Annotated in this window: 13 protein-coding genes; 8 read left to right on the top strand and 5 right to left on the bottom strand. The window is 55.7% G+C overall.

All coding sequences use genetic code 11. The features are described 5' to 3' along the window. Positions 1-56: 56 nt before the first annotated feature. From adk to ACFIOZ_RS17045, 4 genes are all read left to right on the top strand, one after another. On the top strand, positions 57-710 hold the full coding sequence (gene adk, locus ACFIOZ_RS17060) for an adenylate kinase (RefSeq protein WP_386079896.1): 654 nt from the start codon (positions 57-59) through the stop codon (positions 708-710). Positions 711-833: 123 nt separating this feature from the next. After that, positions 834-1,532, top strand: a complete 699-nt coding sequence (tsaB, locus tag ACFIOZ_RS17055) for a tRNA (adenosine(37)-N6)-threonylcarbamoyltransferase complex dimerization subunit type 1 TsaB (RefSeq protein WP_226250640.1) — start codon at positions 834-836, stop codon at positions 1,530-1,532. Further along, positions 1,529-2,248, top strand: a complete 720-nt coding sequence (locus tag ACFIOZ_RS17050; protein ID WP_386079895.1) for a class I SAM-dependent methyltransferase — start codon at positions 1,529-1,531, stop codon at positions 2,246-2,248. Before tsaB ends, ACFIOZ_RS17050 begins: the two co-directional genes overlap by 4 nt. Before the next feature lie 31 nt (positions 2,249-2,279). Further along, positions 2,280-3,401 (top strand): phospholipase D-like domain-containing protein, encoded by a 1,122-nt coding sequence (locus ACFIOZ_RS17045; RefSeq protein WP_386079893.1) that lies wholly within the window; start codon positions 2,280-2,282, stop codon positions 3,399-3,401. A 19-nt stretch (positions 3,402-3,420) separates the two neighbouring features. Here ACFIOZ_RS17045 and ACFIOZ_RS17040 read toward each other — a convergent pair whose 3' ends face one another. Next, on the bottom strand, positions 3,421-4,080 hold the full coding sequence (locus ACFIOZ_RS17040) for a YecA family protein (protein ID WP_386084124.1): 660 nt from the start codon (positions 4,078-4,080) through the stop codon (positions 3,421-3,423). Between the two features lie 63 nt (positions 4,081-4,143). Between ACFIOZ_RS17040 and ACFIOZ_RS17035 the strand changes: the two genes are divergently transcribed. The 3 genes from ACFIOZ_RS17035 to ACFIOZ_RS17025 all read left to right on the top strand — a co-directional run bounded on the left by ACFIOZ_RS17035 (position 4,144) and on the right by ACFIOZ_RS17025 (position 7,761). Continuing rightward, the gene (locus ACFIOZ_RS17035) at positions 4,144-4,692 is read left to right on the top strand and encodes a SprT-like domain-containing protein (protein WP_386079891.1); all 549 of its coding nucleotides are present in this window, start codon (positions 4,144-4,146) and stop codon (positions 4,690-4,692) included. A 195-nt stretch (positions 4,693-4,887) separates the two neighbouring features. Next, the gene (acs, locus tag ACFIOZ_RS17030; RefSeq protein ID WP_386079889.1) at positions 4,888-6,837 is read left to right on the top strand and encodes an acetate--CoA ligase; all 1,950 of its coding nucleotides are present in this window, start codon (positions 4,888-4,890) and stop codon (positions 6,835-6,837) included. 261 nt (positions 6,838-7,098) lie between these two features. Beyond that, positions 7,099-7,761 carry a response regulator gene (locus ACFIOZ_RS17025; protein WP_088699402.1) on the top strand — a complete coding sequence of 221 codons (663 nt, stop codon included), beginning with the start codon at positions 7,099-7,101 and terminating at the stop codon, positions 7,759-7,761. A gap of 44 nt (positions 7,762-7,805) precedes the next feature. Here the strand turns inward: ACFIOZ_RS17025 and ACFIOZ_RS17020 are convergent, their stop codons facing one another. From ACFIOZ_RS17020 to ACFIOZ_RS17005, 4 genes are all read right to left on the bottom strand, one after another. Continuing rightward, the gene (locus ACFIOZ_RS17020) at positions 7,806-11,747 is read right to left on the bottom strand and encodes a NahK/ErcS family hybrid sensor histidine kinase/response regulator (protein ID WP_386079888.1); all 3,942 of its coding nucleotides are present in this window, start codon (positions 11,745-11,747) and stop codon (positions 7,806-7,808) included. 139 nt (positions 11,748-11,886) lie between these two features. Further along, positions 11,887-12,396 carry a hypothetical protein gene (locus ACFIOZ_RS17015; protein WP_386079887.1) on the bottom strand — a complete coding sequence of 170 codons (510 nt, stop codon included), beginning with the start codon at positions 12,394-12,396 and terminating at the stop codon, positions 11,887-11,889. Positions 12,397-12,530: 134 nt separating this feature from the next. Further along, on the bottom strand, positions 12,531-14,312 hold the full coding sequence (locus tag ACFIOZ_RS17010) for a sodium:solute symporter family protein (RefSeq protein WP_386079886.1): 1,782 nt from the start codon (positions 14,310-14,312) through the stop codon (positions 12,531-12,533). A 6-nt stretch (positions 14,313-14,318) separates the two neighbouring features. Then, entirely contained in the window at positions 14,319-14,579 is a 261-nt protein-coding gene (locus ACFIOZ_RS17005) for a DUF4212 domain-containing protein (protein ID WP_007113808.1), read from the bottom strand. 682 nt (positions 14,580-15,261) lie between these two features. Between ACFIOZ_RS17005 and ACFIOZ_RS17000 the strand changes: the two genes are divergently transcribed. After that, positions 15,262-17,106, top strand: a complete 1,845-nt coding sequence (locus ACFIOZ_RS17000; RefSeq protein ID WP_386079884.1) for a DUF294 nucleotidyltransferase-like domain-containing protein — start codon at positions 15,262-15,264, stop codon at positions 17,104-17,106.

Here is a 17,106-nt window from a genome sequence, read left to right as displayed (position 1 = left end):
AGTTAACAGAATTTTCATACGCTTTTTTCATACCAAGAACTTCAAGGAGCAGTGCCATGCGTTTAATCCTGTTGGGTGCCCCCGGCGCGGGGAAGGGGACTCAAGCTCAGTTTATTTGCGAGCAATTTAAGATTCCTCAGATTTCCACCGGGGATATGCTGCGCACGGCCATTAAAGATGGCACTGAGCTGGGCCTGAAAGTAAAAGAGATCATGAACAGCGGTGGCCTGGTCTCTGACGAAATCATCATTGACTTGGTCAAAGAGCGCATCAGTCAGCCTGACTGCGAAAATGGCTTTCTGTTCGATGGTTTTCCACGCACGATTCCCCAGGCCGACGCCATGAAAGAGGGTGGCGTTAAGCTGGATCACGTGGTGGAAATTGCCGTGCCCGATGAAGAGATCGTTAGCCGCTTGGCGGGGCGTCGTGTGCACCAGGCTTCGGGCCGCGTTTACCACGTTGAGCACAATCCGCCCAAAGAGCCGGGCAAAGATGATGTGACCGGTGAAACGCTGATACAGCGTGAAGATGATCAAGAAGCCACGGTGCGTAATCGCCTGTCGGTTTACCACGATCAAACGGCGCCGCTGGTTGATTACTACCAGCAGTGGGCCAAGCAGGATCCTCAGAGCGCACCTCAGTATCACCGTATTGAAGGCGTGGGCAGCGTGACCGATATTACCCGCCAGGTAAAAGAAGCCCTTAGCTGATAAGCGCCTTTAGCGGATACATAGCGTTTTACCTGTTTCGATGGCCCGCTTAATGCGGGCCATCGTCGTATTAGTGTGGCGAAGGTATAATGCTGCAACTTTTCTTTCGAGTGGCCACTTGTTATGCCGTTACATCTGCTTGCCCTTGATGCCTCTTCCAGCGCCTGCTCTGCAGCGCTACTGCGCCAAGGCGACTCGGGCACTGAGTGTCTGGCGCGCTTTGAGATGACACCCCGTGCTCACACCCGCCGGCTGCTGCCGATGGTGGATGAAGTACTTGCCGACGCACAGGTAACGCCTTCCCAGCTTGATGCCGTGGCTTTTGGCCGCGGGCCGGGTTCGTTTACCGGGCTGCGAATAGCGGCGGGGGCAGCCCAAGGTCTGGCGTTTGGCCTCGACTGCCCGCTACTGGGTGTGTCTACCTTGGAGGCGCTGGCCCTTCAGGCCCATCGACGCTACCACCTACGTCACGTGGTGACCGCTCTGGATGCCCGCATGGGCGAGGTGTACGCCGCCACCTGGCACTGTCTTAACGATACCATTACACCGATGAGTGCCGAGGCGGTGCTAGCCCCGCAGAGGCTGAGGCTACCGGGCGACGAAACCGACTGGGTAGGCGTGGGCAGCGGCTTTTCGTTATGGGAGCAGTTTACTGTCGATGTGCAGCTCAGCATGCCCCAGCATTTGGATGATTTAGAGCCCCGCGCTGAAGAGATGGCGTGGCTGGCGGCGCGTGATTTTGCTACTGGCCTGGGGCAGGCTGCCCACCTGGTTCAGCCGGTTTATCTGCGCAACGACGTGGCCTGGAAAAAGCCTGCATGAGCTTTGTAGAGAGCGACATAGAGGGAATGGCTCTACCTGACGGCCTGCTTTTAGAGCAGCGCGATGACGGGTTAGCGCTGATCGGTGATGAGAAGCGCTACGGTAAGCCACTCAGCGTTGACTTCGCGGCGGGCAAAGCGGCTCATCGGCGCCGCTTCGGCGGTGGCCGTGGCCAGCTGGTTGCCAAGGCCTGTGGGCTTGCCAAGGGGGTGACGCCCAGTATCGTTGATGCAACGGCAGGGCTGGGGCGTGATGCTTTTGTATTGGCCAGCCTAGGCGCCCAGGTACTGTTAATTGAGCGAGTCGCAGCGATTGCGGCGCTATTGGAGGATGGCCTGAAGCGTGCTGCGAAACATAGCGATACGGCGGATATTGTTGCCCGAATGACGCTGCGTCACGGCGATGCCGCTCAAGCACTGGAGGCGCTGGTCGCCAGTGCGGACTTTATGCCCCAGGTGATACACCTGGATCCGATGTTTCCCCATCGTGAAAAATCGGCGCTGGTGAAAAAAGAGATGCGGCTGTTTCGCGAGTTGGCTGGTAATGATGACGATGCCCCACGCCTGCTGGAAGCGGCGTTGGATGTGGCGACGCATCGCGTGGTGGTTAAGCGTCCTCGTAAGGCACCGCCGATTGCGGGCCCAGCGCCACAGCACACCCTCGAGGGTAAAACCAGCCGCTACGATCTGTATGTGCATCGCTCATTAGCACGCTAGATTGTTGGCAGCCACCAAACCAGGAGCACCTATGCGGCACGAGTGGCGAGAAGGTAATCAATTTACGCTGCTGCCAGAGGCTGCGCGCTTTCTGCCGGCCATGTTTGAGGCAGTCAGGGACGCGCGCCACTATGTGCTGGTAGAACTCTACCTGATGGAGTCAGGAGAACTGGCGGATCAAGTCAGCGATGTGCTAATGGAGGCTGCCCAGCGTGGGGTCAGGGTCTGCTTGCTGCTGGATGGGTATGGCGCGATGGGGCTTTCCAGTGATGATCGTCTAAAGCTACTGCACGGTGGCGTTCAATTGCGCTTTTTTAATCCCATTGGCTTTCACTCTTTAGCGCGTAACTTAAGCCGTGATCACCGCAAAATAGTGGTTATCGATGGTGAGCTTGCGTTTACCGGCGGCTTTGGCGCGGTGGATGAGTTTCTCAACGCCTGGTACGAAATTGCGCTGCGTATTGAAGGGCCGGTGGTGGCCGATTGGGAACTGCTGTTTCGTCGCCTGTGGCATTCGCGCCTGACCCGGGCGGAGAAGGGCGATAGACGCCCGGCGACTCTCCCCGAACGCCGTAAACCACCAGCGCTGCCCGGTGGGGCGCCTGGGCGGGCAATGTCAGCACGGGGCTACCGTTATCAAGCAATTCGCCACTCGCTGCATCATCGTGTCAGCCAGGTGAATGAACGGCTCTGGCTGTGTACGCCCTATTTCGTGCCCACTTTTGCGCTGCGCCGACGCTTGGTTCGGGCGGCTCGCCGAGGGGTTGACGTGCGTTTATTGCTACCGGGAGCAAAGCATGATCATCCCAGCGTTCGCTTTGCCGGTCAGCGCTTTTATCACACTATGCTCAAGGCCGGAGTGCGCATTTTTGAGTTTCAGCCGACCTTTATCCATGCCAAATTTGTGCTCGCCGATGAGTGGGTGAGCATTGGTTCGTGTAACTTTGATCACTGGAATTTGCACTGGAACTTAGAGGCCAACCAAGAGGCGAAGGATCCGAAGCTTGCGGCCGATGTACGCGAGCTGTTTGAGCGTAACTTTGCCGCCAGCCAGGAGGTTGATGCCGAGGCTTGGGCAGCGCGCCCCTGGGGGCAGCGCGCCCGTGAGTGGATCTATGGCGTGCTGGACGCCATGGTGACGCGGCTTAAATAATGTCTGTGTTACTCAGTGTCTAGCGCTTTTTGCCCTTGGCTGGCGTTTTTTTACGCGGTTTGGGTTTGGGCGTTTCCGGTGGCACGCGGTAGTGCAGGTAAAGATCCAGCACCAGTTCCGGCAACTGCACTACCAGCGACTCCTGGCGTTCTTGGTCGTTAGCCAGCTCGGCCAGATCCGGTTCATCGTCGAATAAACCTGAAAGCAGCATAAATGGCAGCAGCAGGGCGGCGGCGGTCTCTTCATCGTCCTGGAACCAGGCGCTCTCGTCGCTGAAGACGCCCTCCATAAAGCCCGCACACCAGTCGCCAATGGGGGTCTCCTCGGCGGGCACGCCACCCAAGGTTAGCTCAAACGGCAGTTCCGGTAAGCCACCTTGCTCAAGTACTGCCACCGCGTTGTCACGCAGCAGCGTGAGCAGGGTGATAATTTCATCACGCTCGGCGTCATCGGCATAGCGTGGCTCACCTTGGAACAGCTCCGCCAACCACTGAGTGGGCGGAACTTCGCTGGGCGCCACCGCAAGGGCCACTAAAAATCCATGGGCAGAGATCAGGTCAAGGGCGTCTTCATCCACTTGATCAGAGTCGAGGAAGTCGTCCAGTCTATCCAACTGCTCATCCTCGAGCAGTGGCTGCGGGGGTGTGTTGGTGTCGGGCGTGTCACTGCGCTCTGCCATGGGTAAAGCCTCATCTATACAATCGTTCATCAATGGTTATCTTTAACGGCTAGTTTATCACTAATGAAGACATTACCACTGCCCCCCTGGCCCGCCACTGAATTGGCAGCCATGTCGGAAACGGCGTTGCACCAGGCCGCACGGGTTCGCGTTGAGCAGGCGTGGCAGCGCTGTTGTGAAGTGTGCCCTGCGCTGCCAGCTCCCACCGTGTGGTTTAACCTACGCGGCGCGTCGGCCGGTCAAGCCCACCTTGGCCATGGAGGCTTACGCTTAAACCCGGTGTTGTTGAATGAAAACCGCACGGCCTTTTTTGATGAGGTGATTCCCCATGAAATGGCTCACTGGCTGGTGTTCCATTTGGATAATGGCCCGCGTCTGAAACCCCACGGGCATGAGTGGAAAACGGTAATGCGCGATCTATTTGGTTTAGAGCCCAGTGTGACCCATCGGTTTGACATTAAGCAGGCGCAGTCCGCACCTTATCGTTACCAGTGCGATTGCCGCTTTCATCAATTTACCCCGAGGCGTCATGCTTTAGTGGTAAATGGGCGTCGCTACCGCTGTCGACACTGCGCTAAGACCTTGGTCTACAGGCCTGAAGTTGTCTCGTGATTTGTTTATAAATCTTTGTTTTTTAAATAAAAAATGATAATACCAATGTCTAAAGGGAAGCCCGCGCGAGGAGGTTTATGCTAGGGGAACATTAATGGCAGTCGATACTTACGATAATGGCCAATTAGGCCCCATAAATAGTCGTATCGACTACAGTTTCTTAGAGAGTGCATTTTCACGGACAGAGGCAATTTTATGAGCGATCAACAGAACGTCTATCCGGTGCGCGACGATTTCGCCGCCAATGCCTGGGCCGATAAAGCCAAATATGAGGCCATGTATCAGCAGTCGATGGACGACCCGGAAGGCTTCTGGGCCGAGCAGGCCAAGCGTCTGGACTGGATTAAAGCGCCCACTAAAATCAAAAATACCTCTTTTGCGCGTGACAATGTCGATATTCGTTGGTTTGAAGATGGCCTGTTGAACGTCAGTGCCAACTGCCTTGACCGCCATCTTGAGAAGCGTGGTGATCAGACGGCGATCATTTGGGAAGGCGACAATCCCGACGACTCCAAACACATTACCTATCGTGAGCTCTATGCACGTACGAATCAGTTGGCCAACGCACTGAAAGAGCTGGGTATCGGTAAAGGTGATACCGTCACGCTGTATATGCCAATGATTCCCGAAGCCGCCATGGCGATGCTGGCCTGCTCCCGTATCGGGGCCGTTCACTCGGTGGTATTTGGCGGCTTCTCTCCCGATGCCGTTGCCCAGCGTGTTATCGGCGCCGACTCCAAACTGGTGATTACCGCCGATGAGTCGGTGCGCGGTGGTAAGCACGTGCCGCTGAAGGAGAACGTGGATGCCGCTCTGACCCGTGACGGCACTGATGTGTGCAAAAACGTCCTGGTGGTGAAACGCACCGGCGGTGAGATTGAGTGGAAAGAGGGGCGCGATGTCTGGTTTGACGAGCTGGTCGATAAGCAGTCCAGCGAGTGTGAACCGGAAGCCATGGGGGCGGAAGATCCGCTGTTTATTCTGTATACCTCTGGCTCTACCGGTGCGCCTAAAGGTTTGAAGCACACCACCGGCGGCTACCTGACTTACGCCGCCATGACTCACCAGTACGTGTTCGACTATCAAGAGGGTGAGATTTACTGGTGTACTGCGGACGTTGGCTGGGTTACCGGGCACAGCTATATCGTGTATGGCCCCTTGGCCAACGGCGCGACCACGCTAATGTTTGAAGGTGTTCCCAGCTACCCCACCCATGGCCGGATGGGGGAGATCGTTGATAAGCACAACGTCAATATTCTTTACACTGCGCCCACTGCGGTGCGTGCCCTGATGGCTCATGGCGAAAACGTCATGGACTCCAGCAAGCGCGATAGCCTGCGCTTGCTCGGCTCAGTGGGCGAACCGATTAACCCGGAGGCCTGGGAGTGGTTCTACCGCGTTATCGGCAACGAGAAATGCCCGATTGTGGATACCTGGTGGCAAACCGAAACCGGCGGCATCATGATTGCCCCCTTGCCGGGCGCTACGCCGCTTAAGCCTGGTTCTGCGACGGTGCCGTTCTTTGGTGTGAAGCCCGCGCTGGTCGATAACGAAGGGAATCAACTGGAAGGCGCCACTGAAGGCAACTTGGTGATTCTCGACGCCTGGCCGGGTCAGGCACGCTCTATTTGGGGGGATCACGAGCGCTATGTTCAGACCTACTTCTCGACCTACGACGGTATGTACTTCACGGGTGACGGCTGCCGCCGCGATGAGGATGGTTACTACTGGATCACCGGTCGTGTGGATGACGTTCTAAACGTCTCCGGCCACCGTATGGGCACCGCTGAGATTGAGTCCTCTCTGGTAGCGCACAGCGCTGTTGCGGAAGCAGCCGTTGTTGGCTTCCCACACGATATTAAGGGACAAGGCATCTATATCTATGTCACCCTGAATGACGGTATCGACCCGACAGATGAGCTCAAAAAAGAGTTGACCCAGTGGGTGCGCAAGGATATTGGCCCGATTGCATCGCCGGATGTCATTCAGTGGGCGCCAGGCTTACCGAAAACCCGCTCGGGTAAAATCATGCGCCGCATTCTGCGCAAGATTGCAGCCAACGAGTGTGATGGCTTGGGTGACACCAGTACGCTGGCGGATCCCTCGGTAGTCGATGAGCTGATTGAGCATCGCGCCAATCAGTAATGGCGACACTGCTATAGGCTGTTTAGCCTGATCAGGCCTGTTTATCTCGTAAAACCGTGCCGACCTGAGTAGGTCGGCACGGTCGTGTTTATAGATACGCGTTTATAGATACGTGTTTCACTTGTGTGAACGATCTATTATAAATTGTGCATGTGATGCTTGGGCATGATGAAGCCCATGGGGTACCATGCTTCACAACCGTAAGAGCCTAGCGTCGCGGCGGCAGACAACCCCGCTGCTCGAGGAACCGGAGGAATATCCATGGCAGTAGCTCATAAGTTTATCGTCGCTGACGATCACCCGCTGTTTCGTGCAGCGCTGACCCAAGCGTTACGCCAGTTGGCCCCCCAGGCGGAAATTGTCGAAGCGGATACCATGGAAGCCACCACTGACGTGGTGAATCGCCATCCTGATGCCGACTTGATTCTGCTCGATCTGCATATGCCAGGAGCCCATGGCTTCTCGGGCTTGATCCAACTGCGTGGTCAAATGCCCGATATTCCCGTGGCGGTAGTATCAGGCAGCGATGAGCCCTACGTGGTGCGTCGTGCTATTGACTACGGCGCGTCGGGTTTTATCCCTAAATCATCGTCGCTACAACTAATTGCTGAGGCCGTAGGGGAGATCCTGGAGGGCGAAGTGTGGTTGCCAGAGGCGTTGGCCAACGTGCTGGAAGAGACTAGCGAAGAGGAGTCGCGCTTTGCTGAGGCGATTGCATCGCTGACGCCCCAGCAATTCCGCGTCTTGAATATGTTGACGGAAGGCCTGCTGAATAAGCAGATTGCTTACGAACTGAGCGTCTCTGAAGCCACGATCAAAGCCCACGTAACAGCGATTCTACGTAAGCTGGGCGTGCACTCGCGAACCCAAGCGGTGATCGCGGCTCAGAAACTTGAAGTAGAGCCACCGAAAGTCGTTTCCTAAGCCACTAGCCAACAGCTGGCATCGGCTACTTACAACCGCGGCGCTTAACGCGCCGCGCGATTGGCCTGCAGGGTGCGCGTCAGTAGCGCCCGTAGCGCCGCGGGTTTAACCGGCTTGAGTAGCAGTTGATAGCCCGCACGCTTGATCTCTTCTGCCACCGCCTCGGTTCGGTCAGCAGTAATCACAATCCCCGGTACCGCCCCCTCAAAACGCTCGCTGAGCGCTTCTAGCGCCATCAACCCGGTGACTTCGTTATCCAGGTGGTAGTCCGCCAGAATAGCGTCCGGGTCGCCATCCATATTGCGCAGGATCGATTTGGCCCCGCCGATACTGGTGGCGGTAAACACTTCGCAGCCCCAGCCGCTCAGCATGGCGGTCATGCCTTCCAGAATCAGCGTCTCATTGTCGATACACACAATCCGTGTGCCGCTCAGCTTATGGCTGCCGCGCCTCGCCTGAGGCTCGAGTTCGGCACTGCTCGCCTCGCTGGCGGTCACAATCGGCACGCTAACCGAGAAAACTGCGCCTTTGCCGACCGTCGAGCGTACTTTAATGGGGTGATCCAGCACTCGGCTCATGCGGTCAGCAATCGAGAGCCCCAACCCCAGCCCTTTCTCACTCTCTTTATGGCGGGAAACCTGATCCAAGCGGCGGAACTCCTGGAAAATCTCCGTTAATTTGGACTCAGGAATGCCGGGGCCGCTGTCCCATACTTCAATGGAGAGCCAGCCATTTTGGCGGCGACAGCCCAGCAGTACGCGCCCCTCTTGGGTATAGCGAATGGCGTTGGAGAGGAAGTTCTGCACAATGCGGCGAAGCATTTGTGGATCTGAGTCGACCCAGAGTTGGGTAGGCACGACCTCTAAATCCAGGCCGCGATCGTCCGCCATCACCTCAAACTCGGCGCGTAGTGGGCGGAAAATGTCGGCCAGGGCAAAGTGACTGCGCCGCGGCGTTAAGGCGCCTGCGTCCAGCTTGGAGATATCCAGCAGGGTGCTCAGCAGCTCTTCGGCGGCCTGCAGCGAGTTGTCGATATGGCCAACGATGCGTTGAGTATCGGTGGTGGTCACGTTCTGCATCAGCGCAGAGGTAAATAGCCGCGCTGCGTTCAGGGGTTGCAGCAAGTCGTGGCTGGCCGCGGCCAAAAAGCGCGTCTTCGAGGCGTTGGCATCTTCCGCCAACTGCTTAGCCTGGCGCAGCGCAAGCTCCGCCTCGGCACGTACCCGGTTCTCCTGGCGCAGCGCTGCGTTGGCTTCAGAGAGTGCCTGGGTGCGTTCGCGTACACGCTCCTCAAGGGTTTCGTTAGTCTCTTTTAGGGCAATCTCTGCCTGGCGGCGCTCGGTAATATCCTGGTAGAGCGCAAAGAAGCCTAGAATTGCTTGGCTGTCACCAAAGTGCGGCGTGTAAGTGACCAGCATATAGCGCATGGCCTCGTTGACTCGCAGCGAGACTTCAAAGCTGACTCGCTCACCGTTAAGCGCGCGGTTCACCCAGGGGGCACGCTCCTCTGCCTGTTTTATCGGCAGCACGTCTTCAAAGCGGCGACCAATCACCGCGTTGCGGTCAATATTGAACGCCTGCTCGTAGGCGCGGTTGGTAAATAGGTAACGGCACTCTTTATCGAAGTAAGCAATCAGCGCGGGCACGTTGTCGGTGTAGATACGGATATTGTTTTCCGAGCGGATCAGCGCCTCTTCGATGCGCTTCTGTTGGGTAATGTCCTGATAGGTATACACAAAGCCGCCGCCGGGCATGGGATTGCCCTGTACCTCTAGCACGCTGCCATCCTGGCGGTAGCGCACGTAGCGGTGGGGTTGGCCTTCGCGGATATTATCGAGCAGCAGTTGCACGTGCTCTTCCGGGTCACCCGGGCCATACTCACCGTTGTGAGCGTTGTAGCGAAAAATGCGATCAATGGGCGCACCGACGCGAATCAGGTGGTCAGGGAAGCGGAACAGTTCCAGATAGCGCTGGTTCCAGACCACCAGGCGCAGGTTCTGATCGACCACGCTGATACCCTGATTAATATTCTCGATGGTGGCCTGGAGCAGCGCTCGGTTGAACTCCAGCACCTGTGAAGCCTCATCGACAATCGAAATCACATCCGAGATGCCGATGCCGCGCCCTTGAAGCGCCGAGTTAACCACGATACGTGCCGATGAAGCGCCCAGCACTGAGGCCAGAAAGCGCTCGGTGAACTGGATGATATCGATTGAGGCACGGGTGCCGTCATCCAGCGGTTTACCCACTCGCCGGGCGTAGTCTTCAAAGGCGCGGTCTACCTGACCCGCGCCTAGAAAACGTTCACAGAGGACTTTTAAATCGCCAACGGTGGTCGCCCCGGTCCAGGGGCGGTTAACCGAGGTTTGACGTGTCTCCACGCTATCGACAAACAGCGAGGCCTGAATGCGCTCCACCACCCGCTGCGAAGTGACCTGGGAAACAAAAATGTAGCAGAAGAGGTTAACCCCGAGAGACAGCATGACACCGTGAGTAAAGCTGTCGCCCAAATTGAGTCCGAACAGCGTCGTGGGCGATAGCCAGTTAAGCCCCAGCGGGCCACCGTCAAGCCAAACAGAGGGCAGTACGCCCGCGTTGATCATCGCCGGCATCAGCAGGCTATAGGCCCAAATGGCGAAGCCCGCATTCATACCGACAATCACCCCAAGCCGGTTACCGCGCTTCCAGTAGAGCCCGCCAATCAGCGCTGGGGCGAACTGGGCGGCGGCGGCGAACGAGAGCATGCCAATCGAGGCCAGCGAGGTGAATTCGGCAATCAACTGGTAGAAGCCGTAGGCCATGGCCAGGACGGCAACGATGGTTAAGCGCCGTGCGCGCAGCACCAAACGACCATAATCCCGCGCCTTGGTATCAAACCAGCGCAGCCGGAATAGCGCCGGGATCACGATTTCGTTGGAGATCATGATCGACACCGCTACGGCGGCAACAATCACCATGCCCGTTGCCGCCGAGAAACCACCGATAAAGGTAAGCAGGGTTAACCACTGATGGCCTGAGGCCATTGATAGCGCTAACACGTAGGTGTCGGGCTCTACGCCGCTTTCGGAAAATAGCAGCAGACCAGCGGCGGCAAGCGGTACCACAAAAAAGGCGATGGCCAGTAGGTAGAGCGGGAACAGCCAGCGGGCTTTCGTGGCATCGTCAGGGTGAATATTCTCCACCACCGCCACATGGAACTGGCGGGGCAGGCACAGAATCGCCAGCATCGCCAGCAGCGTTTGTGCCCAGAAACTCTGGCCAAAATCCTGGTTGGCCAACTGGCGCTGGAGTTCGAGCTGGCTTTCGGCATGCCCCATCAGCTCACCCAGGCCATCGAACATGCCCCAGGTGACAAAGGCGCCGAGTACGACGAAGGCCAGCAGCTTGACCAGCGATTCGAACGCCACGGCGTGGATTAAGCCTTCGTGGTGTTCGGTGGCATCGGTGTGGCGAGTGCCGAAGAGAATCGCGAAAATTGCCATCACAATGGCCACATAGAAGGCCGTATCGCCAAATAGCGGCGTATGGGTCACATCGGTGGCATCGGTGAGTACGCTAAAAGTGGTGGATACCGCTTTTAGCTGTAGCGCAATGTAGGGCAGGGTACCGACGAGTGCGACCAGGCTGGCAAAGGCGGCCAGCGACTGGGTCTTGCCGTAACGGGAGGCAATAAAATCGGCTATGGAGGTAACGTTTTGATGCTTGGCGACGCGGATCATTTTGGCCAGCACCGGCCAGAAGAGCAGAAACGTCAAAATCGGCCCGACGAAGATGCTCGCAAATGACCAGCCCGCGGTCGCCGCTTGGCCAACTGCGCCGTAAAACGTCCACGAGGTGCAGTAAATAGCCAGCGCCAGGCTATAGATGATCGGACGGCGACGGGTAGCGCCATGGGTACGCGCGCGGCGGTCACCGTACCAAGCGATGCCGAATAGAACGGCAATGTAGAGTAACGAAACCGCTACCAGTAGCCCGCCGTGAAACATGCCTTTCTCCCCGCCAGAGTTTGCGACCCGCTAATCGTTCACTAATAAAAAAGGCTTTATTCTAGGCGAAATGGAGGGGTCTATACGACCATTCCCTTGGCTTGTTTATATCACTGGCTTTTTTTATCTATTGATTTGGCTATGCGCAAACGTTGTTGAGCAGCGGTGACGTTTCACGCAGGGTGCGAATCTCTTCCAGAATGGGTTCGCGGGTATCTTCATCCAGCGGTACCAACTCGCGGTTATCACAATTGAGTAAGTAGGGCTGGGTGATCAAAATATCGGTGTGGTGGCGTTCAAACTGATAGAGGATAAATTCTGCCAGGCGGGCGCCATCCTGCTCGCTCATGCGGATATTGTCACTATCGATCATGCTGAACTTGGTGGTCATGGGAATGGCAAAGGTCCATGGGCGCCAGACCGCTGTGCTGCTTTCGGTGGAAATGACTGTAGCAGTCTCAGGAAGCTGCGCCTGCTTATGCTCAAACCAGCTGTACTCAACCTGGATTTGATAACCCAGCATGCCCAGCCCGCCACACACCGGTACTATCCACTTGGGCAAACGTTTGCCGCTTAAAGCGCGCAGTGTCAGGCCAATCCCGGCGGCTGCCAGGCCTGCAAAAACGGCGGCGATCAAATGCCATATCATAAAATATCCTTTCAAAAAGCCGTTTATAAAAGCTATCTATAAAAGCCATCGGGCCTCCCTAAGGAAGCCCGATGGTAAGGTCACTCCTAAGCGACATCACAACAGTGCGATAAGCCGCCCGGATAGATTATGACTTAATGGTCGATCGCCATACCAGCACCTTTCGGGTAGCGAACGCTTTCCACCAGATCCTGAATTTCCTGCGGCGGTGCAGCGGTCACTCTGGAGACCGCGAAGGCAACGGCGAAGTTGATCATCGCGCCTACGGCACCGAAGGAGAGCGGCGAAATACCGAAGATCCAGTTATCCGGCGTGTTGGCCAGCGTGTTGGTATCGGGAATAAAGAACCAGCCCAGGTAAGTGAAGATGTACAGCAGCGTACAAATCAAGCCTGCCAACATACCGGCAATCGCACCTGAGTTGTTCATCCGCTTGGAGAAGATACCCATCATCAGTGCTGGGAAGAGCGACGCACCGGCGATACCAAAGGCCAACGCCACCGTTTGTGCCGCAAACCCTGGCGGATTAAGCCCCAGGTAGGTGGCCAGTAGTATCGCGCCACCCATGGAGATTCGTGCTGCCAACATCTCGCCTTTTTCGGTGATCTTGGGGTTGATCATGGTTTTAATCAAATCGTGGCTGATCGCGGAAGAGATTGCCAACAGCAAGCCAGCTGCGGTAGACAGTGCCGCCGCAATACCACCGGCTGCGATCAAACCAATAACCCAGCCAGGAAGATTGGCAATCTCCGGGTTGGCGAGTACCAGGATATCGTTATTAACGGTCAGTTCGTTGCCTTCCCAGCCACGATCAGAGTAGTCGGCAGCATCATTATACATCTGGATACGGCCGTCGTTGTTGAGATCATTGAAGCTGATCAGGCCCGTCTCTTCCCATGTACGAACCCAGTCTGGGCGCTCTTCGTAGAGAATCGGGTTTAGCGCAGCCTCTTCGTAGTTCTCGACTTGTCCCGCCATCTCTGGGTAGACAGTGGTTGCCAGGTTCAAGCGTGCCATCGAACCAACGGCGGGTGCGGTTAGGTAGAGCAAGGCGATGAACACCAGTGCCCAACCGGCAGACCAACGCGCATCGGCGACTTTCGGTACCGTGAAGAAGCGAATGATAACGTGGGGTAGACCGGCAGTACCGACCATCAGCGACAGGGTGAACAGCACCATGTTGAGCTTGTTGTCCACATCCGCCGTGTAGTCGCGGAAGCCCAGTGCGCTCACCACGTCATCCAATTTAGCCAACAGCGGAATACCGGATTCAGTATGTGTACTGAACATACCGAACATCGGAATCGGGTTGCCGGTCAATTGGAAGGCAATAAACACCGCAGGAATGGTGTAAGCGATGATGAGAACGATGTACTGAGCTACCTGTGTGTAGGTAATGCCTTTCATGCCACCAAATACGGCGTAGAGGAAAACGATCAGCGCGGCTAACCAGATTCCCCAGGTGTTGCTGACTTCAAGGAAGCGCGAGAACGCCACGCCCGCACCGGTCATTTGACCGATAACGTAGGTAACCGACGCCACAATCAAGCACACGATCGCAACGAGGCGAGCGGTGTTGCTGTAGAAGCGGTCACCGATGAAGTCAGGCACGGTGAACTTACCAAACTTACGCAGGTAAGGGGCTAATAGCATCGCCAGGATAACGTAGCCACCGGTCCAACCCATCAGGAAAGTGGAGTTGGCGTAGCCTCCAGAGGCCAGCAAACCCGCCATGGAAATAAACGACGCTGCTGACATCCAGTCCGCCGCGGTGGCCATACCGTTAGTGATAGGGTGTACCCCACCACCTGCGACATAGAAGTCTTTCGTTGAGCCGGCGCGCGCCCAGATCGCAATGCCTATATATAAGGCAAAGGAGGCGCCGACGAACAGTAAGTTAATTGCAAACTGGCTCATACCGGCTTACTCCCCAAGGCCAAATTTTTGATCGAGCTTATTCATCTTCCAGGCGTAGAAGAAGATCAGCACGATAAACGTTAGGATTGAGCCCTGTTGTGCAAACCAGAAGCCAAGGTCAGTGCCGCCAACCGGGATACCGGCGAGCAGCGGGCGAAAGAGGATAGCGCATCCGTAAGAAACAAATGCCCAAACGGCCAGGCATCCGAAAATTAAGCGGACGTTTGCTTTCCAGTATTCAGCAGCATTGGTTTTGTCGTCTGCCATTGTGTTGCTCTCCACTTGTGATTTTTAAGGTTGGGAAAGTTCACGAGGAATAGCGTGTGACCCATCAGGGCAATCGCACGTCTAAAGCCACTCAATCGTTAGGAGTGGTGAGTCAGTTCCTGTTGGCACGTCACCTTATTATTCGATATGAAATGTCGAGTTAGTTAGTGACGTGCGATTACCCTGCATGACTCATTGTTAATACTGGGCAATAAACGTCAAAAAATAAATCCCAGACTTTGGTATCAATAAACATCGAAATAGCTATTGATTCAATGCATGCTGTTGAAAATATGAGTATTTAAGCACTTTTTAAGCGAAATTCGAAGGCGTTTTCAGAGCTATGGGACGATAGTCTAGTAAGCAAATTAAAGCCGTTGTTGGCTACTTTAAATAGATGTATTGAGTTTCGCGTGAAGCATGGTTAGCAAAAGCCGATACTTTGGTCGTGTATCAAAAGTCGCTTCGACTTTAGCGTGATAGCTAAAGGTATAACAACGTTCTACTTGCTACTTGGGAAGTGAATCCTTTATACCCGTACAGCCACCTTCATATAATAACCGATAAGCTATTAGGAAGCGCTGGAGTGACGCCTTCGATATGAATCAGTATCACGAAGAGCCATTTTTAATAAGACTTACATACTCTTTAGTTCGCCTTTAGTTGAACGAGGTTAAACCCCATGGTCGATGTGGATCTATCCCAGCTGCCGTTTACGCTTCTTGACGATGAGGGGCGTGATCACATTCGCCGTGGCATTGACCTTGCCTATTTTGATCGTGACGAAATCATTTTAGAGACTGGCCAAGCGGGGGAGTTTGTCTTTCTGATTCATAAAGGCGAAGTGGCTGAAATCGACCCAACGCTACCCTCGTCCACCTCACGTATTGGCCACTACACGGCGGGGGATCTGTTTGGCGCGATCAGCATTCTCAACGGTAAAAGCCGTTATCGGTTTAAGGCTGAGCAGGAGTGCCTGTGTTATCTCCTGCCCAAGGCACTGTTTCAGCAGTTGTGCCGCCACTATCCCGATTTTAGTAATTTCTTTCGCCAGTCGCTGACCCATAAGGCTCGCCTGCTGACCGAAAAGCGTGCCGAGGGAGGCGTCACCATGGCGGGCTTTATGCTGGCCAAGGTGAGTGAGTGTATGCGCGAGCCGCTGCTGATGGCGGCGGCGACCGATATTGCCAGCGCGGTAAAACAGCTCAATGAGAGCCATGCCGACAGCCTGCTGGTGGAGACCCAGGACAGGCTGGGCATGGTAACCAAAACCGATCTGCTCAACGCATTAGTGTTGAAAGGCAGCGCAGTAACGTCAGCAGTGGATGAAGTCGCCCACTTCAACTTGGTGACCGCCGCGCCGGATCAGTACTTATTTGAAGTATTGGTACTAATGACCCGCCATAAAGTGGCACGTGTAGTCGTGATGGAGCAAAACGCCTTAAAGGGCGTGGTCGAGCTCACCGATGTGCTTAGCTTCTTCTCAAGTCGCAGCTATGTGGTGAGCCTGCAGGTAGAGCAAGCAAGCAGTTTAGAGGCGCTTTCGGCGGCCAGTCAGCGTACGCCGGAACTGGTCAAAGCGCTGATGGCCCAGGGCGTTAAGCTGCGCTTTGCGATGGATCTGCTCGCTGCACTCAACGGCCGTATCATAAGTAAAGCCTGGGAGTTCACCACTGCTGAGCGTTATCAGGAGCAGAGCTGCATGATGGTAATGGGTAGCGAAGGGCGCGGTGAGCAGATTCTCAAAACGGATCAGGATAACGGCTTGATCCTGGCCGATGAAGCCCAGTGGCCTGACCTTGAAAGCCATATGCAGACGCTCACCGATACGCTGATTCAGCTGGGCTATCCGCCGTGTCCCGGCAATATTATGGTGTCGAACCCTGAGTGGGTGGCGACGGTATCGCAGTGGAAGGGCAATATTGCCAAGTGGGCCAGGGAGCGGGATGGCGACAGCCTGATGAAGCTGGCGATTATGCTCGATGCCCACGCGGTGGCGGGTAACCCAAGCCTGCTTGAAAGCGTACGTGATGAGCTGTTTGAACGCTGTTCGAGCGATGAACTACTGCTCTCCTATTTCGCCCGCACGGCGCTGCGTTTCTCGACCCCGCTGACGCTGTTTGGCTCGCTGAAAAAGCCCCAGCACGGTATCGATATTAAGAAAGGCGGCATCTTTCCGATTGTTCACGGTGTGCGCACCATGGCGCTTGAACGGCGGATTAAAGCCACCTCAACCTTTGACCGCCTGGATGCACTAGCGGCCGATGGTCGCCTGGATCGTCGTTTTGCTGAGGATCTGGGGGAGGCGTTGGCGCTGTTTTCCGAGCTGCGTCTTAAACAGCAGCTAAGCGCATTGGAAACGTCTTCGGACACAAAAGAAGCTAACCCCCAAAACGGCAGTCGCGCTAACCGCGTTGTCGTGCAAAACCTCTCTTCCCTGGAGCGCGATCTTCTGCGCGAAGCGATGCATATTGTCAAAGACTTTAAGCAGCGGCTTTCCCATCGTTATCATTTGGAGTATTCGTGA

Source organism: Vreelandella sp. F11, assembly GCF_042466685.1.
Lineage (GTDB): Bacteria > Pseudomonadota > Gammaproteobacteria > Pseudomonadales > Halomonadaceae > Vreelandella.
This window is presented reverse-complemented; position numbering and strand designations above follow the sequence as displayed.